The 21193-nt window shown below is 74.9% G+C and carries 17 protein-coding genes, 2 pseudogenes and 1 riboswitch; of the genes and pseudogenes, 5 read left to right on the top strand and 14 right to left on the bottom strand.

The features are described 5' to 3' along the window. Positions 1-15 precede the first annotated feature (15 nt). Positions 16-1428 carry an MFS transporter gene (locus tag ACWH4W_RS31095; protein WP_473079131.1) on the bottom strand — a complete coding sequence of 471 codons (1413 nt, stop codon included), beginning with the start codon at positions 1426-1428 and terminating at the stop codon, positions 16-18. 390 nt (positions 1429-1818) lie between these two features. On the opposite strand from ACWH4W_RS31095, the gene ACWH4W_RS31090 reads away from it, so the two are divergent. After that, positions 1819-4029 carry a bifunctional glycosyltransferase 87/phosphatase PAP2 family protein gene (locus tag ACWH4W_RS31090; RefSeq protein ID WP_473079130.1) on the top strand — a complete coding sequence of 737 codons (2211 nt, stop codon included), beginning with the start codon at positions 1819-1821 and terminating at the stop codon, positions 4027-4029. On the opposite strand, the gene ACWH4W_RS31085 is transcribed toward ACWH4W_RS31090, so the two are convergent. Continuing rightward, entirely contained in the window at positions 3983-5620 is a 1638-nt protein-coding gene (locus ACWH4W_RS31085) for a hypothetical protein (RefSeq protein WP_473079129.1), read from the bottom strand. The two genes, ACWH4W_RS31090 and ACWH4W_RS31085, sit on opposite strands and share 47 nt — an antisense overlap. A 201-nt stretch (positions 5621-5821) precedes the next feature. Between ACWH4W_RS31085 and ACWH4W_RS31080 the strand changes: the two genes are divergently transcribed. Further along, positions 5822-6280, top strand: coding sequence for a hypothetical protein (locus tag ACWH4W_RS31080; RefSeq protein WP_473079128.1), 459 nt, complete (start codon positions 5822-5824; stop codon positions 6278-6280). A 202-nt stretch (positions 6281-6482) separates the two neighbouring features. Here ACWH4W_RS31080 and ACWH4W_RS31075 read toward each other — a convergent pair. The 8 genes and pseudogenes from ACWH4W_RS31075 to ACWH4W_RS31040 all read right to left on the bottom strand — a co-directional run bounded on the left by ACWH4W_RS31075 (position 6483) and on the right by ACWH4W_RS31040 (position 14206). After that, positions 6483-6912: pseudogene (locus ACWH4W_RS31075) on the bottom strand (aggregation-promoting factor C-terminal-like domain-containing protein). A 307-nt stretch (positions 6913-7219) separates the two neighbouring features. Beyond that, positions 7220-8065 (bottom strand): ECF transporter S component, encoded by an 846-nt coding sequence (locus ACWH4W_RS31070; RefSeq protein WP_473079127.1) that lies wholly within the window; start codon positions 8063-8065, stop codon positions 7220-7222. Then, positions 8062-9726, bottom strand: coding sequence for an ABC transporter ATP-binding protein (locus ACWH4W_RS31065; protein WP_473079126.1), 1665 nt, complete (start codon positions 9724-9726; stop codon positions 8062-8064). The genes ACWH4W_RS31070 and ACWH4W_RS31065 overlap by 4 nt, the downstream gene beginning before the upstream one ends. Next, a complete protein-coding gene (locus ACWH4W_RS31060) occupies positions 9723-10907 on the bottom strand; it encodes an energy-coupling factor transporter transmembrane component T (protein WP_473079125.1) in 1185 nt (394 codons plus the stop codon). Before ACWH4W_RS31060 ends, ACWH4W_RS31065 begins: the two co-directional genes overlap by 4 nt. Then, positions 10900-11559: an SCO2322 family protein gene (locus tag ACWH4W_RS31055; protein WP_473079124.1), complete on the bottom strand. Its 660-nt coding sequence runs from the start codon at positions 11557-11559 to the stop codon at positions 10900-10902. The genes ACWH4W_RS31060 and ACWH4W_RS31055 overlap by 8 nt, the downstream gene beginning before the upstream one ends. Beyond that, positions 11556-12791, bottom strand: a complete 1236-nt coding sequence (locus ACWH4W_RS31050; RefSeq protein ID WP_473079123.1) for a prenyltransferase/squalene oxidase repeat-containing protein — start codon at positions 12789-12791, stop codon at positions 11556-11558. The genes ACWH4W_RS31055 and ACWH4W_RS31050 overlap by 4 nt, the downstream gene beginning before the upstream one ends. Positions 12792-12921: 130 nt before the next feature. Then, positions 12922-12992: riboswitch (cobalamin riboswitch) on the bottom strand. Positions 12993-13167: 175 nt separating this feature from the next. Beyond that, a pseudogene (locus tag ACWH4W_RS31045) lies at positions 13168-13470 on the bottom strand (endo-1,4-beta-xylanase); the annotation flags it as partial. Between the two features lie 85 nt (positions 13471-13555). Next, on the bottom strand, positions 13556-14206 hold the full coding sequence (locus ACWH4W_RS31040) for a TetR family transcriptional regulator (RefSeq protein ID WP_473079122.1): 651 nt from the start codon (positions 14204-14206) through the stop codon (positions 13556-13558). 206 nt (positions 14207-14412) lie between these two features. Between ACWH4W_RS31040 and ACWH4W_RS31035 the strand changes: the two genes are divergently transcribed. Genes ACWH4W_RS31035 through ACWH4W_RS31025 form a run of 3 tightly spaced genes read left to right on the top strand, consistent with a single transcriptional unit; the run spans position 14413 to position 17704 of the window. Further along, positions 14413-15870, top strand: coding sequence for a glycosyltransferase family 4 protein (locus tag ACWH4W_RS31035; RefSeq protein ID WP_473079121.1), 1458 nt, complete (start codon positions 14413-14415; stop codon positions 15868-15870). Further along, a complete protein-coding gene (locus tag ACWH4W_RS31030) occupies positions 15864-16604 on the top strand; it encodes a class I SAM-dependent methyltransferase (RefSeq protein ID WP_473079120.1) in 741 nt (246 codons plus the stop codon). The genes ACWH4W_RS31035 and ACWH4W_RS31030 overlap by 7 nt, the downstream gene beginning before the upstream one ends. Further along, on the top strand, positions 16601-17704 hold the full coding sequence (locus ACWH4W_RS31025) for a prenyltransferase/squalene oxidase repeat-containing protein (protein ID WP_473079119.1): 1104 nt from the start codon (positions 16601-16603) through the stop codon (positions 17702-17704). Before ACWH4W_RS31030 ends, ACWH4W_RS31025 begins: the two co-directional genes overlap by 4 nt. 202 nt (positions 17705-17906) lie before the next feature. Here ACWH4W_RS31025 and ACWH4W_RS31020 read toward each other — a convergent pair whose 3' ends face one another. The 4 genes from ACWH4W_RS31020 to ACWH4W_RS31005 all read right to left on the bottom strand — a co-directional run bounded on the left by ACWH4W_RS31020 (position 17907) and on the right by ACWH4W_RS31005 (position 20878). Further along, positions 17907-18200, bottom strand: coding sequence for a hypothetical protein (locus ACWH4W_RS31020; RefSeq protein ID WP_473079118.1), 294 nt, complete (start codon positions 18198-18200; stop codon positions 17907-17909). Between the two features lie 112 nt (positions 18201-18312). Continuing rightward, entirely contained in the window at positions 18313-19137 is an 825-nt protein-coding gene (locus ACWH4W_RS31015; protein WP_473079117.1) for a hypothetical protein, read from the bottom strand. Between the two features lie 160 nt (positions 19138-19297). Next, the gene (locus ACWH4W_RS31010; protein WP_473079116.1) at positions 19298-20266 is read right to left on the bottom strand and encodes an N-acetylmuramoyl-L-alanine amidase; all 969 of its coding nucleotides are present in this window, start codon (positions 20264-20266) and stop codon (positions 19298-19300) included. A gap of 9 nt (positions 20267-20275) precedes the next feature. Next, a complete protein-coding gene (locus tag ACWH4W_RS31005) occupies positions 20276-20878 on the bottom strand; it encodes a class I SAM-dependent methyltransferase (protein WP_473079299.1) in 603 nt (200 codons plus the stop codon). Between the last annotated feature and the right edge of the window lie 315 nt (positions 20879-21193).

Here is a 21193-nt window from a genome sequence, read left to right as displayed (position 1 = left end):
CGCGGCGCCGGGCCGTCAGACCTTTTCCGGGTGTGTCCCGGGCTCGAGTGACGGCGGCGAGCCGGGCAGCGGGCGGCCCGCCGACTCGGCCATGCGCCACACCGCGAACCCGCCGATCACGGCGGCCGCCATCATGTAGTAGGCGGGCATCATCACGTCGCCGGTCGCGCCGATCAGGGCGGTGACCACCAGCGGGGTGGTGCCGCCGAACAGGGACACCGAGACGTTGAAGCCGATGGACAGCGAGCCGTAGCGGACCCGGGTGGGGAACAGCGCGGGCAGCGCGGACGGCATCGCGGCGGTGAAGCAGACCAGCAGCAGGCCGAGCGCGCCCAGGCCGGCGGCGACCGCGAGCAGTCCGCCGTCGCGGATCAGCAGCAGCGCGGGCACGGACAGCACGAGGAACCCGGCGCAGCCGGCCGCGATCACCGGGCGGCGCCCCACCCGGTCGGTCAGCGCGCCCGCGAACGGCTGGACGGTCATCATCAGCACCATCACGCCGAGCACGACGACCAGGCCGTGCGTGGCGTCGTAGCCCAGCTCGCCGGTGAGGTAGCTCGGCATGTACGACAGCAGCATGTAGTCGGTGACGTTGAAGACCAGCACCAGGCCGACGCACAGCAGCAGCGCGCGCCACTGGCCGGTGATCATCTCGCGCAGCGGCACCTTCGGGCGCTCGGCCTCGGCCTTGGCGGCCTCGGCGGCGAAGGCGGGCGTCTCCTCCAGCCGCATGCGCAGGTAGAGGCCGATGACGCCCATCGGCCCGGCGATCAGGAACGGGATGCGCCACCCCCAGGAGAGCAGGGCGTCCGTGGACAGCAGCGCGGTCATCAGCGTCACCAGGCCCGCACCGCCGACGTACCCGGCGAGCGTGCCGAACTCCAGCCAGCTGCCGAGGAAGCCGCGCCGTTTGTCGGGGGCGTACTCGGCGATGAAGGTGGAGGCGCCCGCGTACTCGCCGCCGGTGGAGAAGCCCTGCACCAGGCGGGCCGCCAGCAGCAGGACCGGGGCGCCTACGCCGATCGCGGCGTAGGAGGGGATCAGGCCGATGGCGAAGGTGCCCGCGGCCATCATGATCATCGTGAGGGCGAGGACCTTCCGCCGGCCCACGCGGTCGCCGAGCGGGCCGAAGACCATGCCGCCGAGCGGGCGGACCAGGAAGGCCGCGGCGAAGGCGCCGAACGTGGAGAGCAACTGGGCGGTGGGGTCACCCGAGGGGAAGAAGACCTTGCCCAGGGTGACGGCGATGTAGCTGTAGACGCCGAAGTCGAACCATTCCATCGCGTTGCCGAGCGCGGCCGCCTTCACGGCGCGCCTGACGAGTGCGGGGTCGGTGACCGTCGGGGGACCGGCGGAGGGGTCGGACGCCTGTGCTGTGCCGGCCGTGCCGGGGGCGACGGAGCGGGGGGCGACGGGAGCAGTCGACAAGACTTCGCTCGCCTGCCTTTCGTCGGGGACGGGGACGGGTCCGCGCGGCGGCGCTGTCGGGCGGGCCGGAGCCAGCGACGATAGGCGGCGTCTCCCCCGTCACGTACCGTACGGAGATAGATGCATATTGCATGAAAATGCGCCGTGTCCAGGCATGCAGCGGCCACCGGGGCCGCCGCTCCGCATGGCCGGTTGTGATGCTTCTCGCGTCCCGCCGGGGCAACTCCGTCCCCCTCGGACTATCGTCATCCGGACAAAAGAGAGCGGGCCGTCAGGTGAAGCGGCGGCGTCCGGCGTCCTTGTCGAGGGGTGCGCGCCTCGTAGGCTGCGCACGACGAAGCCCCCGCACGGGACGCGCGGGGCGAAATCGGGGCGGGAGGCCGACGAGGCGTGGCGAATGCGGAACACACTGGGCGACCGGCCGAGGCTTTCGGCGCGACGGCCGTGGACGGCACCCGGGCGCGGCTGCGGGCGGCGCGCCTCGGACTGTGGCTGGTCGCCGCGGTCCTCGCGGTGCGCCAGGTCGCCCTCGTCCTCACCACCCCGAGCGGTGAACGCCTGACCGACCTGGGGACCTGGGTGGGCCCCGAGGGCGTGCTGCACGTCAGCGGCTCCCTCTACGACTCCACCGAGTTCACCGGCACGCCGTTCGGCGGGCTGGTCCTCAAACCGCTCACCAGAGCGGCCGAGCAGGCCCTCGGCTGGGGCTGGACCTTCGGCACCCTGCTGCTCGTCGTGGCCCTGGCGCTGATCGCCGTCCGCGCCCTGCCGCAGCCGGTCGGCCGGCGCACCGCGCTGCTCGCCGCGCCCGTCGCGGTCAGCCTGCTCATGCTGTCCCTGCCGGTGCGCAACACCCTCTGGCTCGGCCAGACCAGCATCATCCCGGTGCTGCTCGTCCTGCTCGGCTGCTTCGTCGCGCACGGGCAGCGGGCGGGCGGCGTCCTCGTCGGCGTCGCGGCGGCCCTCCAGCCGACCCTGCTGCTCTTCGCGCCGCTGCTGTGGCTCACCGGCCGCCGCCAGGCCGCCACCACGACCGCCGTCACCTTCGCCACGGCCACCGCGCTCGCCTGGGCCGCCATGCCCCAGGACTCCGCCACCTACTGGGTGCACCACCTGGCGGGCGCCGGCCTCGGCGGCCCCGCCGACGCCCTCGCCAACCAGTCCCTGCACGGCGCGCTGCTCCGCCTCGGCCTCGAAGGCCCGCTGGAGATCGCCCTGTTCCTGCTGCTGGGCGCCGCCGTCGTCGCCCTCGGACTGAAGCGGGCCGTCCACTACGCCCGCGACGGCCAGCTCCTCCTCGCCGTCGGCATCACCGGGTGCGCCGCCATAGCGGTGTCCCCGACCGCCTGGCAGCACCAGTTGCTCTGGGTGCTGCTCACCGTCGTCGGCCGGGTCGGCACGCGCGCCCGCGACCGGCTGGTGTGGCCCGTCGCCGTCGTCCTGGTGATGACGCTGCCGGCCAAGATGATGCTGCCGAACATGGCGTTCCTGCACCCGCTGCGGGACAACGTGGTGCTGCTCGCCGCGCTGGCCGCCGCCACCGCCGTGCCGTTCCTCAGCCGCACCTCGCCGTACTTCCGTGACCCGGTGCCGACGCCGTACGCCCCGCCCGTGCCGGCCCGGTTCGCCTTCGTGCCGCTGCTGCCGTTCCTGCGGCGGGTGCTGATCCGGCCGAACCTGCTGCTGGAGCTGCTGCTCATCCGCGTCACCTACGCCGGGTACGCCAAGGTGCGGCTCGCCGCGACCGGCGGCAGCAACTCGGCGGGCCGAGCCCGCGCCGAGGAGCACGGCCGGCAGATCCTCGACCTGGAGCGCGTGCTCCACCTGGACATCGAGTACGCGGTCAACCACGCCGTGGTGAAGATCGGCTGGCTGCGGGAGTTCTTCGACTTCTACTACACGTCGTTCCACTTCGCCGTGCCGCTGACCGTGCTCGGCGTGCTCTACTGGCGCCGCCCCGTCCATTACCGCTGGGCGCGCTCCGCCCTCGGCTTCGCCACGCTGCTCGCCCTGGTCGGCTTCTGGCTGTACCCGCTCGCCCCGCCGCGCCTGATGCCGGGCCTCGGCATCATCGACACGGTCCACGGCGTGCAGGACTTCTCCCAGCCCGACTACGGCACGCTGACCGCGCTCACCAACCAGTACGCGGCGATGCCGTCGCTGCACTTCGGCTGGTCGCTGTGGTGCGGCCTGGTGATCGCGATCATCGCGCCCAAGGCGTGGATGAAGGCCCTCGGCCTGCTGCACCCGTTGTTCACGGCCGCCGCGATCGTCGCCACCGGCAACCACTGGATCCTGGACGCGGTCGGCGGCGCGGTCGTCGTCGGCGCCGGCTTCGGCCTGACCTACCTGTTCCAGGGCCCGCGCGCCCGCACGGTCACGGCGGCGGCGGAGAAGGCGGTGGAGACGGAGAAGGCGGTGGAGACGGAGAAGGCGGCGGAGACGGAGAAGGCGGCGGAGACGGAGAAGGCGGCGGAGACGGAGAAGGCGGCGGAGACGGAGAAGGCGGCGGAGACGGAGAAGGCGGCGGAGACGGAGAAGGAGGAGAAGGAGGTCAGCAGCGGGCCGCCGGCGCCGGAGAAGGACCGTACTCCGAGCTGATCCGGTACGCGCCGGGCGCGGACACGGTGAGCCGGGTGAACTCGCCCGCGCGGGACAGGCATCCGCCGCCATCCACCCGCAGCCACGGCGAGTACGCGATCCGCACGGTCACGGTGCCGGGCCGCGCCACCCGCAGCACCAGCTCCGCGCCGGAGGTCCGCACCACCGACCCCGGCGCGGACACCAGCGGGACGGCGTCCCGGACCCGGAACACCTGCCAGTGCGCGTCCCGCCAGACCGGCACCAGCCAGTCGGGCCGCCGCTCCCGCACCAGCCGCGCCTCCTCCTCGGCGAACCCGTCGGGCTTGCCGTCGTGCAGCACGACGAACCCGACCGCCCACCGGTCCAGCCACGCCCGGTAGGAGGCGGCGGAGAACGAGCCGTCGTAGAACAGCCGGGCCCGCTCCACGTCGAGCTGCCGGTTCCAGCCCCGCGCGAGGTGCACGTGCGGGGCGAGCGCCACCGCCTCCCGGTGGTTGCGGGCGGGCACCGCCTCCACTCGCGTCCGGTCCGCGCCGAGCGCCTGAAGGGCCCGGACGACGCCGTCCGTGTGCGCCGCCCAGGCCGGGACGTCCGTCGACACCTTCAGGTCGTCGACGGTCTTCTTGCCGGTCCACCCGGCGGAGAACACCAGCGCCGCCACCAGCAGGGCGCGCCGCACCGGCCGCAGCCGCGGCTGCGCGAGCAGGGCCACCAGCAGCGCGACCGGCGCGGCGTACTCGGCGAACCGCTCGACGTTCGTGCCGATGGGGGAGGGGATCAGATACACCAGCACGGTCCCGGCCGCGTAGACGACGCCGCTCCACCGCGCCACCCGCCAGGACGGCGGGGACAGCACCGCGACGGCGATCCCGAGCGTCGCGGGTATCCCTATGCGGCCCGCGGGCATCAACTGCTCGCCCTGGAAGGGGAACAGCAGACTGGTCGCGCCCACGACCAGGGCGGGCGGGACGAGCAGGGCGACGGCGGGACCCGGCCGCCGCACCAGCGCGTACCCGGCGCCGACCACGGCGAGGAACAGGCCCGCGACCGGGGACGCCATGGTGGCGAGGGCGGCGTGGGAACCGGTGAGGACGAGACGTCTGCGCCCGGTGAGGTACAGGCACGCGGCGAGCCCGAAGGCCACCCCGAGGGCGAACGTGGTGCGCCCCGAGGCCACGTTGCCCCACAGGCCGAGCGCCGCGAGCAGCGCGGGAGCGAGCGGCCGGCGCGGCAGCACGCGTCCGATCAGCACCGCCGCGATCCAGGTGGCGGCCACCCCGGACGCCACGGTGAGCGCCCGCACCCCGACGACCGCCATCAAGTACGGCGATATCAGGCTGTAGTTGGCGGTGTGCATGCCGCCGTACCAGAAGAGGTTGTACGCGGAGGCGCCGTGCCGCGTGGCGAACCCCGCCCACGCGTCCTGGGCGGCGAGGTCACCGCCGCCGGTGGCCAGCACGGCCCACCACAGCGCGTACAGCGGCAGCACGGGCAGCGTGGCCAGGAGCGGTACGCGATGACGCCGGCAGAAGGCGCGGAGGGGCGACCTTCGCGGCGGAACCGGGTCGGGGCGCTGGATCAGGGCGAGGTCGGCAGAGGGCACGATCATGAAGACGTCATACTCCGTACCGGCGTTCACTCCGCAAGGGGGGTCCCGTCACCCGTCGTTGACGGATGGGATGCTCCTCGGACGACGGATCGACCGGAGACCTTCCTCGCCCGTCTGCGGACCGCGGCCGTCGGCGTCCTCGAACGCTTCCCCGCCGGATCGAGGCCCGAGACCTGCGCCCTGTCCTTCCGTGTCCGGCGGATGGACGACGGCCGCCGCCCTCACGTGGCCATCGGGCACACCACCGAGAGCCGGTACGAGCGGGAGCGCGACCCGGACGACGGCGGCGAGGCGCGCTGGAACTACGCCTACTGGCCGCTCGAGGGCTTCGAGAGGCTCGGCAACGTCCCCGAGGACCCGGTCGGCAGCCAGGTGTACGTCGAGGAGGTGCGGCGCCTCGGCGCCTGGTGCGACGGCGAGTTCGACCTGGACCGGGTGCTGGACGACGGGGACGTGGCCGCCCGGGCCCGCCTGCTGCGCGCGCACTTCCGCGACGCCGTGATCGGCCTGGTCCGGCACCTGCACGCCGACGGGGTGATCGAGCGCGTCCTCGGCCGGCCGCTGCCGGGCGTCGTCTTCGACCTGGCACGCCCCGGCTGGGAGGCGCACGCCACCGGGGCCGCCGACCCGCCCGCACTCGTCGAGGACTTCATGGCGTGACCGCGGGCGGCCGGGGAGACCTAGCCGTACCGCCCTGTGAGGCCGGGGACGCCGACGGCCGCCCGCACCGCGCCGGGCGGCCCCGGCGGGCGGCTCCCGCTCGTCCCGGGCCGGACGCGGGCGCTGGGCCGACCACAGGCGAAGGCGGCGGCCCCGGGGATCAGGGGGTCGCCGCCTTCGGTACGGGGGGTGGCCGGGGTGATCAGTACCAGTGGTTGGCCTGCCAGAAGGACCAGGCGTCACAGGCGCTGCCGTAGCGGTCCTTCATGTAGTCCAGGCCCCACTTGATCTGGGTGGCCGAGTTGGTCCTCCAGTCGGAGCCGGCCGAGGCCATCTTGGCGGCCGGGAGCGCCTGGACCAGGCCGTAGGCGCCGCTGGAGGCGTTGGTGGCCTGCGGGTTCCAGCTTGCTCTCGTGCGCCACGATGTTCGAGAAGCACTGGAACTCGGCCGAGTTGCCGATCATCTTCTTCGCGGTCGCCTGGGCCGAGGCGGCCGAGGCGGGCGCCGCCGTGGTCGCGGCCTGCGCGGGCGCGGCGGCGATCAGCGTGCCGCACGTGGCGGCCGTCAGGGCGGCGCCGGCGAGGGCCTTCTTCGGGGTGGCGACGGAGCGGAGGAGGGAAGCGGCGGACACAGGCGGCCTTTCGGTCGGAAGCGGGGGAGTCGCGGCCGCGCCGGGAGGCGGGGCGCACGGCGGCGCCGCGACCCGTGGGGGACGTCGGCGCCCGGCGACCGCTCCACAGAAACAAATCCGGCGTTTGCCCGCAAAGGCCCCTTTTACTACCGGCGGTCGGAGGGGGGTGGGTCCCCATGTCCGCCAGGTCCGGTTTCGGGCGGGCTGCCGCCACCTGACTCCGCCGCCCGCCTACGGTGCTCCTTCGTATGTGACCCGGGTCATGTGGGGTGCTTCACCGACTCGTGTGCGCGGCGCGCACGCACGCCTACCGAGGGGCGTCGGCGAAGGTGACCGGCGCCTCGAAAGCGGCCCTGCGCGTGGCGCGGCGCAGCGCCCGCAGCACCGTCGCCCCGACGGTGAGCGTCAGCACCACCGTGATCACGGCCCGCCCCAGGTCCCAGCCCAGGGAGGTGGCCAGGCAGTACACGACGAAGCGGGCCAGGTTGGCGGACACCGGGTCGTCGCCGTTGAAGGCGATGCTCGAGGCCAGCTCCCGCATGAAGGGCCAGCCCGCCATGTTCATCACGGTGCCGTAGGCGAAGGCGGCCAGGAAGCCGTACACGGCGAGCATCCAGACCTCGACGCGCCCGCGCAGCCGGTCGGGGCCCGGCAGGAGGCCCGCGCCCATGGTGAACCAGCCCATCGCCAGCATCTGGAACGGCATCCAGGGGCCCACCCCGCCGGTGAGCAGCGCGGACGCGAACATCGTGACCGAGCCCAGGGCGAAGCCGAACCCCGGTCCGAGGACCCGGCCGCTGAGCACCATCAGGAAGAACATGGGCTCCAGCCCGGCCGTGCCCGCGCCGATGGGGCGCAGGGCCGCGCCCACCGCCGCGAGGACGCCGAGCATCGCCACCGCCTTCGCGCCCAGGTCCGACTCCGACAGGGCCGCCGCCACCACGGCGACCAGCAGGACGAGCAGCCCCGCGAACAGCCACGGCGCGTCGGCGGCGTGCGCGTTCACCGCCGACTTCGGCGGGGCGAGGAACGGCCAGCCGAACCCGGCCACGCCCACCGCGCTCACCAGCGCCAGCGCCAGCCAGGAGCGGGGGCCCAGACGCAGGGCGCGGGCCTGGCGGTCCGCCGGCCGCGCGGGGATCGGCGTGCTCATCGCTCCAGCGCCTCCTTCACCTGGGCGACCGTGAGCCAGGGCTGCGGCGCCAGGATCTTCGCCACCTGCGGGGCGAACGCCGGTGACGCCACGACCACCTCCGCCGACGGACCGTCCGCGATCACCTCGCCCTCGGCGAGCAGCACCACCCGGTCCGCCAGTTCCGCCGCCAGCTCCACGTCGTGCGTCGCCATGACGAGGGCGTGGCCCCCGGCGGCCAGGCCGCGCAGGATCGCCGCCAGCCGGGCCTTCGCCGCGTAGTCCAGGCCGCGGGTCGGCTCGTCGAGCAGCAGCAGGGGCGGCCGTGCGGCGAGCACCACCGCGAGGGCGAGGGTGAGCCGCTGGCCCTCGGACAGGTCGCGGGGATGGAGGTCGTCGGCCACCGACGGCAGCAGCTCGGTGAGCAGCGCGCGGCAGGTGCCGGGCTCCGCCTCCGCGTCCCGGTCGGCGGCCGCGCACTCCGCCGCCACCGTGTCCGCGTACAGCAGGTCCCGGGGCTCCTGGGGGACCAGGCCGACCTTGCGGACCAGGTCGCGGGGGCGGGTGCGGTGCGGGACCGCGCCGCCGGTGCGGACCGACCCGGAGGACGGGGGGACCAGCCCCACCAGCGCGCCGAGCAGCGTCGACTTGCCCGCGCCGTTGCGGCCCATGAGCGCGATCGTCTCACCGGGCGACACCGTGAGGTCCACGTGGGTCAGCGCCCGCACGCGGTCGCGGCGGACGGCGAGGGACCGCACCTCCGCCACCGGCTCGGGGGCGTCGGCGTTCTGCTTCCTCGCGCGTGTGAAGCGGCGCTTCACCGGGGGCGCGGGCCGCGGCGGGGCGGCGTCCCGCCCGGGCCGCTCCCCCTCCAGACGCTCGCGCAGCGGCGCGGCCCTGCGGCGGGCGTCGCGGACCGTCAGGGGCAGCGGGGACCAGCCGGCCAGGCGCCCCAGCTCGACCACCGGCGGGCAGACCGGGGAGACCGCCATGACCTCCGCCGGAGCGCCCATCCACGGGCGCTCACCGGGGCCCGGCAGCAGCACGACCTGGTCGGCGTACTGGACGACCCGCTCCAGGCGGTGCTCGGCCATCAGAATCGTGGTGCCGAGGTCGTGCACCAGGCGCTGGAGGACCGCCAGGACCTCCTCGGCGGCCGCCGGGTCCAGGGCGGACGTCGGCTCGTCCAGGACCAGCACCTTCGGGTGCGGGGTGAGGACGGAGCCGATGGCCACCCGCTGCTGCTGGCCGCCGGACAGCGTGGAGATCGGGCGGTCCCGCAGGCCGGCCAGGCCCAGCAGGTCCAGGGTCTCCTCGACCCGGCGGCGCATCACGTCCGGCGGCAGGCCCAGCGACTCCATGCCGTAGGCGAGTTCGTCCTCTACGGTGTCCGTCACGAAGTGGGACAGCGGGTCCTGGCCCACCGTGCCCACCACGTCGGCGAGTTCGCGCGGCTTGTGGGTGCGGGTGTCGCGGCCCGCGACCGTGACCCGGCCGTGCAGGGTGCCGCCGGTGAAGTGCGGCACCAGTCCGCTGACCGCGCCCAGCACCGTCGACTTGCCGACGCCGGACGGGCCCACCACCAGGACCAGTTCGCCCTCGGGGACCTCCAGGTCGACGCCTCGCACGGAGGGCTGTGCCGCGCCGTCGTAGGTCACCGACACGTTCTCGAAGCGGATCACGGGGTCGGCTCCTCGCGGGGGTCGCGGACCGCCTCGGGGGCGGGGGTGACGAAGGCGGGCAGCAGACCGATGAGCACGGCCGCCGCCGGCCACAGGGGCAGGGTGGGCGGCTCCAGCGGGACCACACCGGGGTTCAGGCCCCCGGGGTCGAGCGAGCCGGCCAGGATCAGGAGCGCCGCCACGGCCGCGCCGGACGCGGTGACCAGCCAGGCGCGGGCGTCCCACGGGTCCGGGCGGTAGCGGGTGCGCAGGGTGCGCCGCCCGCCGAGCCGGAGGCCCGCCAGCGCGGACACCAGGCCGGCGAGCAGCACGGGCAGCCCGTACCTGCCGCCCTCGGCGGTGAGCAGCCCGTACGTCCCGGCGCAGACGCCGAGCAGGCCGCCCAGCGTGAGGGCGGCGGTGGCGCGCCGCACGGCGGGCGGCACCTCGGCGGTACGGCCGTACCCGCGCGCGTCCATCGCGGCGGCCAGGGACACCGAGCGCTCCAGGGCGCCTTCGAGGACCGGGAGCCCCACCTGGACCAGCCCGCGCACGCCCTTGTCGGGACGCCCGCGCAGGCGGCGGGCGGCGCGCAGCCGCCGTACGTCGGCGATCAGGTTCGGCGCGAAGGTCAGCGCCACCACCACGGCCACCCCCAGCTCGTACAGGGCGCCCGGCAGGGACTTCAGCAGGCGGGACGGGCTGGCCAGGGCGTTCGCGGCGCCCACGCAGATGAGCAGCGCGGCCAGCCGCAGCGCGTCGTACAGGGCGAAGGCGAGGCCCTCGGCGGTGACCCGGCCGCCCAGGCGGATGCCCTGCGCCCAGTCGGGCAGCGGCACCTCGGGGAGCGTGAACAGGGTGTGGGTGCCGGGGATCGGCGAGCCGAGGACGACCGCGAAGGCGAGCCGCAGCACCAGCACGGCGGCGGCGAGCTTCACGAAGGCGCCGTAGGAGCGGGCCCACGGCGTGTGCGGGCGGCGGACGGCCACGACGTACCCGGAGACGGTGATCAGGAGGGCGAGCAGGAGCGGGTTGGTGGTGCGGGTGGCCGCGGTGCCCAGCGCGAGGGCCCACAGCCACCACGCGCCGGGGTGCAGCGGGGCGCGGCGCGCGCGGGGGACGGGGACGCCGACGGGCGGCGCCCCCCGCTCCGGGCGCGGCCGGGCGAGGCCCGGACGCCCGGAGCCGCGTGACTCACGCACGGCGGCGGGCCTGCCAGACGGCCGCGGCGCCCAGCACGACCACCACCGCCGCACCGGCGATCAGCCCCACCGAGGGCCCGGAGCCGCCGTCGTCCGGCGCGGAGGTCTCCTCCGTGCCGGACTCCGTGCCGGGGGCGGACTCCTTCCCGCCCCCGGCCACCTGCTCGCCGCAGCCCTTCGCCGGATAGCCCGCGATCGCGCACAGCAGCGCGTTGCTGTCGTAGCGCAGCGGCTCGGCGACCGAGGCCAGCGCCTCCGCCGCCGTGGCGTCCTCCGGCACCTGCGCGCAGGCCGTGCGGCCGGCCGGGGGCCGCTCCCCGGACGGGGCGTCGGCGGGCGTGCCGAAGTCGAGGACCAGCGCCACCCGCTTCGTGCCGTCCTTCGCGGGCGTCCGCGCGCAGATCGCGTCGAAGTCGGCGGTGCCGCGCGGCTTCGCGGCGTCGCCGGAGTCCTCGCTGACCGAGAAGCGGAAGCCCTGCACATCGCCGTCGGCGGGCCGGGACAGCGACGGCCCCACGGTGGCGTACGTCCACGCCGAGCCGTCCCGCTCCCAGAAGGACCAGTAGCGGTACCCGGCGGCCTGGGCCTGGCCGGCGCCCGCCAGCAGGAGCGGCAGCGCGGCCAGGAGGAGCACGGTGACCCGGCGGATCACGGCTGCCGCCTCTTGGCGCGGGCGGCGATCAGGAAGCCGGCGCCGACGGCCGCGACCAGACAGACGCCGCCGGCGATCCACCACACGACGGACGCGGAGCCCGCGTTCTCCTCGTTCTCCTCGTTCTCCTCGTTCTCCGCGCGCCGGTCCGCCGCCGCGCGCTCCTGTGCCGGGCCGGCGGCCTGGAGCTGCTTCACCAGGTCGGCGCCGCCGAAGGCGCGCGGGTCCGCGCCCGTCGCGTGCGCGGCGAGGATGAGCTGGGCGTAGGCGCCGGGCCCGTTCTGCGCGGCCCAGTCCACGGCGTTCCTCTCCAGCCAGGCGAGCGACTTCTCCGCCTGCGCCGTGTCGCCCCGCGCGGCGAGCGCGATCACCGCGTCGGCGGTGTTGCCGTAGTCGGGCTGCTCCTCGCCGCCGGGCGTCGGGGCGAGGAGGTACCCCTTGGCGGCGAGCGCGTCGGTGAGGTGGGCGGCGCCGTTGGCGGCGGCCTGCTCCGGGGTGGTGGCCCTGACGCAGGAGCCGGCCGCGGCGCCCTCGCCCTCGCCGGGCTCGACCAGCAGGCCCTTGCCGAGCGCACCGAGCACGCCCGCCGCCGTGGCGTCGGCGTTGGCGGCCAGCGAGCCGTCCTTCTCCGGCTGGAACGCGAACGCGCCCGCGCCCTCGCCCGTGCAGGGCAGCTCCAGGCCGAGCAGCGCGTCGTAGGGGGACTTGCCGCCCTTCTTCACCGCGCCGGGCTCCTCGCCGGCGGCGGCGAGCGCGCCGATGACGACGGACGTGGAGTTGGTGTCGCTGGCGCCGCCCGCGGTGTAGCCCCAGCCGCCGTCCTCGTTCTGCACGGACTTCAGCCAGCCGACGGCCTTCTCCGTGACGGCGTCGTGGCCGCCGAGCGCGACGAGCGCCTGCACGGCGGCGGCGGTCTGGTTGGTGTCGACCGTGGTCTTCGCGTCGCACGCGGCGGACGGGTCGGCCCGGAACGGCGCGAAGGAGCCGTCGGCGCACTGCTGGCCGGCCAGCCAGCCGACGGCGGCCTTCGGCGGCTCGACGCCGGCGGCGTGCTGGGCGAGCAGGGCGAGCGACTGGCGCCACACCCCGTCGTACTGCGGGTCGGTGTCGCCGTACAGCGCGGACGGCAGCGCGGGCCGGGACGGTGACGGGGACGAGTCGGCTGCGGCCGGTGCGGCGGCGCCGAGGACGGCGACGGCGGCCAGCACCGCTGCGCTGCGGCGGACGTTCATGACGGGCGGGTGCCTCTCCCTGAAGAGGGCCGGGCAGCGCGGGACACCCCGGCGGCTCGGCTCCGTATACCTCGACGGTGCCCGTGCGTCGGCGGAATGCCGGGCACGTGAGCCGGTCACGATCCGTGCGGGGCATTCCGGCTCACCGTCTCGCGACGGCTCACGGTTGCGGGTCAGCGCCGGATTCGCACCGGCTTCCCCCCGTACGACTGTGATACGACGCGGCCACTCTACCCGCCCGTCGAACGGGCTTCCGGGACGGTCGCGTGCGCGGGGAGGGGCGGGGACACGGGGGGTGACGGGGGTCACGGCATCCGTGGGACGGCCCGCACCCGTGGGACGGGTGCGGGCCGACGGGGCGGGGCGGGGCAGGTCAGGAGGCGGTGCAGGCCGCGTTCGGGTCGCCGGGGCCGCCGGGGTCGCCCGGGTCACCTGGAACGCCGCCCGGCGCGCTCAGCACGGCGTCGTACACGGGCTTCTTGTCGCAGGTGTCGTCGCACAGCAGCGGGGTGCCGCTCGCCCGCCACGAGTACTTGTCCGGGACGCCCCCTACCGTGATGCCGGCGCCGCGGCTCACCGCCGGGCAGGCGCGGACCGCGGTCCCGTGGCCGGCCGCCTGGGCCTGGCCCGAGCCCCCGATGTCCAGCTCGGTGATCTGGACGTCCACGCCGGGGTCCGCTCACGCACGCCGGGCGTCGAGGCGGTCGAGGAGCCGCCGGCGGGAGGGGCGGGCGGCGACGCCGGAAGCGCTGTCGAGAATTTCGTCACGGCTGGTCGGAGGCCGGCGGCGCCGTCAGGTCGATCAGCCGGCACACCGTCTCGATGTCCGCGCTCACCTGCGCGATGGAGGCGCGCCCCGACAGCCAGGTGATCAGCGTCGAGTGCCAGGTGTGCCCGACCACCCGCACGGCCGAGAGCTGCTCGGGCGTCGGGTCGGCCAGGTCCATCGCGTCCAGGACGATCGCCGTCGTCCGCCGGAAGACCTGCTCCACCTCCGCGCTCACGCTGCGGTCCGCGAAGATCAGCGCCCGCACCATCGCGTCCGCCAGGTGCGGGTCGCGCTGCAGCGCGCGGAACGCCCGCATCAGCGTCCCGGCGACCCGCTCCGCCGCCGTCTCGCCGGCCGGCGGCTTCTTCCGCAGCGTCGCGTGCAGGTGCTCCAGCTGGTCCTGCATCGTGGCCACCAGCAGGTGGATCTTCGACGGGAAGTACCGGTACAGCGTGCCGAGCGCCACCTGCGAGGACTCCGCGACCTCGCGCATCTGCACCGCGTCGAAGCCGCCCCGCGAGGCCAGCCGCGCGCACGCCTCGAGGATGCGCCGCCGCCGGGCCTCCTGCCGCTCCGTGAGCGGGGCGGCCGGGTCGGCGCGCCCGGCGTCCGGCGCCGCCTTGGTCCTGTGGGCATCCGCGGGCATGGGTCCGTCCGTGACAGTCGGTGAGGATCGATGATCGGACAGCATGGCACGGCGTCCGCCGTGGCGTGAATCACCTGATCCACCGCTGCCGGCCTCCTTACCTGCCGGTAGATTCGGATCCTCCGAACGATCAACTCTGAAACTTGTTCTAGATCGGCGTCCCGTCGTACTGTCGCGGGACAGCGCAGGCAGAAGGGGGCCCCGCAGTGACCGCTGAGGCCAGTCAGGCCGGGCCCTCGGCGGGCCCCGCATCCGACGGCTCGCGACCGCTCCGCATCGCGCTCCTCACCTACAAGGGAAACCCGTTCTGCGGCGGCCAGGGCGTCTACGTGCGCCACCTCTCCCGCGAACTGGCCCGCCTGGGGCACCGCGTCGAGGTCATCGGCGCCCAGCCCTACCCGGTGCTCGACGAGGGGTACGACGGGCTGAGCCTCACCGAGCTGCCCAGCCTCGACCTCTACCGCCAGCCGGACCCCTTCCGCACCCCGAAGCGCGACGAGTACCGCGACTGGATCGACGCCCTCGAGGTCGGCACCATGTGGACCGGCGGCTTCCCCGAGCCGCTGACCTTCTCGCTGCGCGCCCGCCGCCATCTGCGCGCCCGCCGCGGCGACTTCGACGTCGTCCACGACAACCAGACCCTCGGCTACGGCCTCCTCGGCGACCTCGGCGCGCCCCTGGTGACCACCGTTCACCACCCCATCACCGTCGACCGCCGCCTCGAACTGGACGCCGCCGGGACCTGGCAGCGCCGCATGTCCGTGCGCCGCTGGTACGGGTTCACCCGCATGCAGAAGCGCGTCGCGCGCCGGCTGCCGTCCGTGCTCACCGTCTCCGGCAGCTCCCGCGCCGAGATCGTCGAGGACCTCGGCGTGCGGCGGGACCGCGTCCACGTCGTCCACATCGGCGCCGACACCGAGCTGTTCTCCCCGGACCCGTCCGTCGCGGTCGTCCCGGGCCGGATCGTCACCACCTCCAGCGCCGACGTGCCGCTGAAGGGCCTGGTCTTCCTCGTCGAGGCGCTCGCCAAGGTGCGCGCCGAGCAGCCCGACGCCCACCTCGTCGTGGTCGGCAAGCGGCCCGCCGAGGGCCCTGTCGCCCAGGCGATGGAGCGCTACGGCCTCGAGGGCGCCGTCGAGTTCGTCAAGGGCATCTCCGACGCCGAACTCGTCGACCTGGTGCGCTCGGCGCAGGTCGCCTGCGTGCCGTCGCTGTACGAGGGCTTCTCCCTCCCGGCCGCCGAGGCCATGGCGACCGGGACCCCGCTCGTCGCCACCACCGGCGGCGCCATCCCCGAGGTGGCGGGACGCGACGGGGAGACCTGCCTGGCCGTGCCGCCCGGCGACGCGGGCGCGCTGGCCGCCGCGCTGACCCGGCTGCTCGGCGACGCCGGCCTGCGCGCCCGCCTCGGCGCCGCCGGACGCGAGCGCGTGCTGGCCAACTTCACCTGGGCACGCGCCGCCGAGGGCACCGTCGCCCGCTACCGCGAGGCCATCGAGACCGCCCGCGCCGGCCGGGGCGAGGCCCCGCACGGGACGGCCCCGGACCGGCGTACCCCGGCGCCCGCGGACCTCGACCTCGTCCCCGACGCTCCCGCGGACACGGGCGGCGTACCCGTGACCGCGGCCGACACCTCCGACCGTGAAAGCAGGGCCACGTGCTGACCGTCGACTTCTCCCGGTTCCCGCTCGCCCCGGGCGACCGCGTCCTGGACCTCGGCTGCGGCGCCGGACGGCACGCCTTCGAGTGCTACCGGCGCGGCGCCCGGGTCGTCGCGCTGGACCAGAACGGCGAGGAGATCCGCGAGGTCGCCAAGTGGTTCGCGGCGATGAAGGAGGCCGGTGAGGCGCCCGCCGGGGCCACCGCCACCGCCATGGAGGGCGACGCCCTCGCCCTGCCCTTCCCCGACGAGTCCTTCGACGTGGTCATCATCTCCGAGGTGATGGAGCACATCCCCGACGACAAGGGCGTGCTCGCCGAGATGGTGCGGGTCCTCAAGCCCGGCGGCCGGATCGCGATCACCGTCCCGCGCTACGGCCCGGAGAAGGTCTGCTGGACCCTGTCCGACGCCTACCACGAGGTCGAGGGCGGCCACATCCGCATCTACAAGGCGGACGAACTCCTCGCCAAGATCCGCGAGGCGGGCCTGCGCCCCTACGGCACCCACCACGCCCACGCCCTGCACTCGCCGTACTGGTGGCTGAAGTGCGCGTTCGGCGTCGACAACGACAAGGCGCTGCCGGTCCGCGCGTACCACAAGCTGCTGGTCTGGGACATCATGAAGAAGCCGCTGGCCACCCGGGTCGCCGAGCGGGCGCTGAACCCGGTGATCGGCAAGAGCTTCGTGGCCTACGCGACCAAGCCGCACCTGCCGCGCGTCGAGGCGGACGCCACGTGACGACCTCCCGGCCGGCCGGCGACCCCCGCACCCCCCGCCTCGAACACCTCGTCCTCACGGGCGTGCTGACGGCCGAGCAGGCGGCGCGGACCGTCGCCGGGATCCTCGCCGTGCAGCGGGAGGACGGCGCCATCCCGTGGTTCCGGGGCCACCACCTCGACCCGTGGGACCACGTCGAGGCCGCGATGGCGCTGGACACGGCGGGCGAGCACGAGGCGGCCGAGCGGGCCTACCTGTGGCTGGCCCGCCACCAGCTCGACGACGGCTCCTGGTACGCGGCCTACGCCGACGGCGACCCGCACGACGTCACCGACCGTGGCCGGGAGACCAACTTCGTCGCCTACATCGCGGTCGGCGTGTGGCACCACTACCTGTCCACCGGCGACGACACCTTCCTGGACCGCATGTGGCCCGCCGTCCGCGCGGCCGTGGAGTTCGTGCTGACGCTCCAGCAGCCCGGCGGACAGATCGGCTGGCGGCGCGACGACGACGGCACCCCCGTCACGGACGCGCTGCTCACCGGCTCCTCCTCCATCCACCACGCGCTGCGCTGCGCCCTCGCCATCGCCGACCAGCGCGAGGAGCCCCAGCCGGGCTGGGAGCTGGCCGTGGGCGCGCTGCGGCACGCCATCCGGCGCCACCCGGAGCGGTTCCTCGACAAGAACCGCTACTCGATGGACTGGTACTACCCGGTGCTGGGCGGTGCGCTGACCGGCGCGGAGGCGAGCGAGCGCATCCAGGAGGGCTGGGAGCGGTTCGTCGTGCCCGGCCTCGGAGTGCGCTGCGTGGTGCCCAACCCTTGGGTGACGGGCGGCGAGTCGGCCGAACTGGCCCTGGCCCTGTGGGCCACGGGTGAGTCCGACCGCGCGCTGGAGGTGCTCCAGTCCATCCGGCACCTGCGCGACCCGGAGAGCGGCCTGTACTGGACGGGGTACGTCTTCGACGACGACGCGGTCTGGCCGCGCGAGCTGACCACCTGGACGGCCGGCTCGCTGCTGCTGGCCGTCGCCGCCCTCGGCGGTCACGAGCCGACCTGCGCGGTCTTCGGCGGGGACCAGCTGCCCAAGGGCATGGACCCGGACTGCTGCCCGGACGTCTGAACCGCCCGGCCGGGGCGGCCCGGTTCAGTGGCGGCGCAGGCGGCCGGTGATGGCGTGGCCGGTGAAGAGGTGGACGGCGGCGGCCGGTTCGTAGCCGAGGACGACCCGGGCCCGCTTCTCGTCGAAGGTGCTGTGTTCTCCCGGGGGTGCCCCCCCGGACCCCCGGGTCCCGCGACCGGGCCGGGGGTCGGGGCGGTCCGGTTCAGTGGCGGCGCAGGCGGCCGGCGATGGCGTGGCCGATGAACAGGTAGACGACGGCGGCCAGTCCGTAGCCGAAGACCACCCGGGCCCATTCCTCGTCGAAGGTGAACAGGTCCCGCGACCAGGCGGCGAGCCAGTTGGCCGCGTCATGGACGAACTGGACCAGGTCGTTGGCCCGGTTGGCGTCCAGCAGATACATCAGAATCCACAGTCCGAGGATGAAGGCCATGACGTCCGCGATCACCGCGATGACCCTTCCCGCGGAGGTGGAACCAGAGCGATATCGAGGGGACATGATGTCCGTCTGGCCCCGAACGCCCGCTTGAAACCAGCCTCGTTCGCGGACCGCGCACGCGAACGGCCCCCCGCCCGCAGGGGCGAGGGGCCGTCGGGGACGGGGCCGGGGCTCAGCCGCGCTGGATGCCCGACGTGTCCTGGAGGACGCCGCGGCGGCCGTCCTGCGTCTGCGCGACCAGCGCCTGACCGCGCTGCTCCACCGCCAGGTACCAGGTACCCGGGGCCAGTTCGGCGATCGGCGTGGGCGAGCCGTCCTCGGGGAACAGCGGACGCGGCACCGGCACGGCGAACCAGAACGGGGAGAAGTCGGGGGCGGAGGGCGGCGCGGCCGGCTGACCCTGCTGCGGCTGACCGCCGTACGGCTGGCCGGGCTGCCCCGGCTGGCCGCCGCCGAAGGACGCCTGCTGGGCGCCCGGGTAGCCGTAACCGCCGGGCGGCTGCGCGCCGTACGGCTGCTGCGGGGCGGCGGGACGGGCGGCCGGGAGCAGCGCGCCCTTGAGCGCCGGGACCAGCGGCGTGGCCACGGCGGCCGCCGCCATCACCAGCGTGGCGACGAGGGCGAGGATCACGCCCAGGCCCGCGTCGGGGCCGTCACCGGCGCCGTCGAAGTTGTCGAGGCCGCCCGCCGGGTCGAAGACGTTGCCCAGCGCGCTCCAGGCGGCGAACACCGCGAAGGCCACACCGAACGGCGCCAGCTCCAGACCCGCGACCTTCGGCGCCTGCGGCAGGCCCCGGGCGAGGACGATCAGGGCCGCGGCGATGAGTCCCGCCAGCACCACGCTCAGCAGCACCGGACCGCTCGCCCACAGGCTGGGGATGTCCGTGCTGTCCGGGGCGCCGTCGATCGAGTACAGATCGAGGAACGACGCGATGAACAGCAGTACGGCTGCTCCGATCACCACGCCGTCGCCTCGAGTGAGGGAGCGGATATTCACTTCAGGTCCTTGTAGGTCGTCTCGTCGTCGGAAGAGGCGTCGCTGTCACCATGTCGCCCCGTAGGGTGGTCCGGTGTGAAGCGCGGGGTGGCCCCTGATCGTACGGAGGACACTATCGTCCGCGGGACCGGGCTGTCCGCCCGGACCAGCGCGCCGATCCCTACCCGCGCAGGAAGCTCACGATTCCCTCGGAGATCCCTCGCGCCGCCTTCTGCCGCCACGCGCCACTGGTCAGCAGCGCCGCGTCCTTGCTGTCGCGCATGTTCCCGCACTCGACGAACACCTTCGGAACCGTTGACAGATTGAGACCGCCCAGGTCCTTCCGCGTGACGAGTCCGGTGCCGCCGCCGATGTAGTTGGACGGCGCGGTGCCGGTGACGCGCACGAAGGCGCCCGCGACGCGTTCCCCGAGTTCGCGCGAGGGTTCCACGATGGCGCGGGTGTCCGCCTCACCGGCGTTCACCTCGCCCGGCAGGATCACGTGGAAGCCGCGGTTGCCGGCGCCGGAGCCGTCGGCGTGGATCGAGACGACGGCGTCGGCCTTCGCCGCGTTGCCGATCCGGGCCCGCTCGTCCACGCACGGCCCGAACGGCCGGTCGCCGTCCTGCGTGAGCCTCACCGTCGCGCCCTGCTTCTCCAGGACGGCCCGCATCCGGTGGGCGACGTCCAGGGTGAACTCCGCCTCCGTGTACCCGTCGTCGGTCGACGTGCCGGTGGTGTCGCACTCCTTGCGGTGGGTGCCGACGTCCACCTGGCGGTTGATCTCGGCCGTGTGCTCGAAGTTCGCCGGGTTGTGCCCCGGGTCGATGACGACCACCTTGCCCTTGAGCGGGCCGGCCGCGGCGGGCGCCGACGCGGAGGGCGCCCGCGAGACGGGGGAGCCCTCGTCCCCGGCGGACGGCGAGGCGGCGGCGGGGGAGGAGGCGGTGGGCGACGGCGTACGGGACGCGGCCGACGGGGAGCCCTCGGCTCCCGCGCCCGCCCCGTCGTCGTCCGTGCCGCCGGTGGCCGCGTAGACGCCCCAGCCGAGCAGCCCGCCGCAGACGAGCGCGGCGAGGGCCACGGTCAGCGGACCGCGGCGGGACCGCCGCCGCGGGGGCGGATCGAAGTCGGGACCGGTGTACGACACCCAGCCACCCTAACGGTGCGCGGCGGCCGCACCCGTACGGCGCAGGACGCGCAGCGAACCCGTGGCGGAGACCTCCGTGAACTCCCCGGACGCCAGGGCCCGCTGGTGCACCCGGTACGGGGCCTGCCCGGTGAACTCGTCCACCGGGTCGGGGAAGACGTCGTGGATGACGAGCAGTCCGCCCTCGGCGACGTGCGGGGCCCACCCCTCGTAGTCGGCGCTCGCGTGCTCGTCGGTGTGGCCGCCGTCGACGAACACCAGGCCGAGGGGGCGCGCCCACAGGGCGGCGATCTGCGGGGAGCGCCCCACCAGCGCCACCACGTGCTCCTCCAGACCCGCCCGGTACAGGGTCCGCCGGAAGGAGGGCAGGGTGTCCATCACGCCCAGCTCGGGGTCGACGGTCCCCGGGTCGTGGTACTCCCAGCCCGGCTGCTGCTCCTCGCTGCCGCGGTGGTGGTCCACGGTGAGGGCGGTGACGCCGGCCGCGCGGGCCGCGTCCGCGAGCAGGATCGTGGAACGGCCGCAGTAGGTGCCGATCTCCAGCAGGGGCAGCCCCAGCCGGCCGGCCTCGGCCGCCGCCGCGTACAGGGCCAGGCCCTCGTCCAGCGGCATGAACCCCTTCGCCGCCTCGAACGCGGCCAGGATCGCGGGCCCCGGCGCCTTCACCACGGGGGACGCCTCTTCGGGGGTCACAGAAGTTTCCACGGGGCCATGCTGCCGCAGGGCCTGGCGGGGACGGCGAGGGGGGGGTGACGCCGAGACGCCGTCCGGCCGGCGCACGCCCCCGCGTCGGGGCGCTGCCCGGTCGCGCGGGCCCGGCTTGTGCGGAGGGGGGCCGTCCACCGGGCGGCATCGTGAAGAGGCGACCGCGCTCGGTCCGGGGGAGGAGACGGGTGTCCGACGAAATGCCGATGCGGGTCGCGCGCG

The sequence above is a fragment of the Streptomyces sp. DSM 120436 genome, assembly GCF_055778765.1.
This window is presented reverse-complemented; position numbering and strand designations above follow the sequence as displayed.

What these genes read in the sequence shown, in the direction of transcription:
- ACWH4W_RS31085 (WP_473079129.1), bottom strand. Translation starts at nt 5,620, where the DNA reads ATGATCGTGCCCTCTGCCGACCTCGCCCTGATCCAGCGCCCCGACCCG.
- ACWH4W_RS31080 (WP_473079128.1), top strand. Translation starts at nt 5,822, where the DNA reads ATGGACGACGGCCGCCGCCCTCACGTGGCCATCGGGCACACCACCGAG.
- ACWH4W_RS31070 (WP_473079127.1), bottom strand. Translation starts at nt 8,065, where the DNA reads ATGAGCACGCCGATCCCCGCGCGGCCGGCGGACCGCCAGGCCCGCGCC.
- ACWH4W_RS31050 (WP_473079123.1), bottom strand. Translation starts at nt 12,791, where the DNA reads ATGAACGTCCGCCGCAGCGCAGCGGTGCTGGCCGCCGTCGCCGTCCTC.
- ACWH4W_RS31040 (WP_473079122.1), bottom strand. Translation starts at nt 14,206, where the DNA reads ATGCCCGCGGATGCCCACAGGACCAAGGCGGCGCCGGACGCCGGGCGC.
- ACWH4W_RS31020 (WP_473079118.1), bottom strand. Translation starts at nt 18,200, where the DNA reads ATGTCCCCTCGATATCGCTCTGGTTCCACCTCCGCGGGAAGGGTCATC.
- ACWH4W_RS31005 (WP_473079299.1), bottom strand. Translation starts at nt 20,878, where the DNA reads ATGCCGCTGGACGAGGGCCTGGCCCTGTACGCGGCGGCGGCCGAGGCC.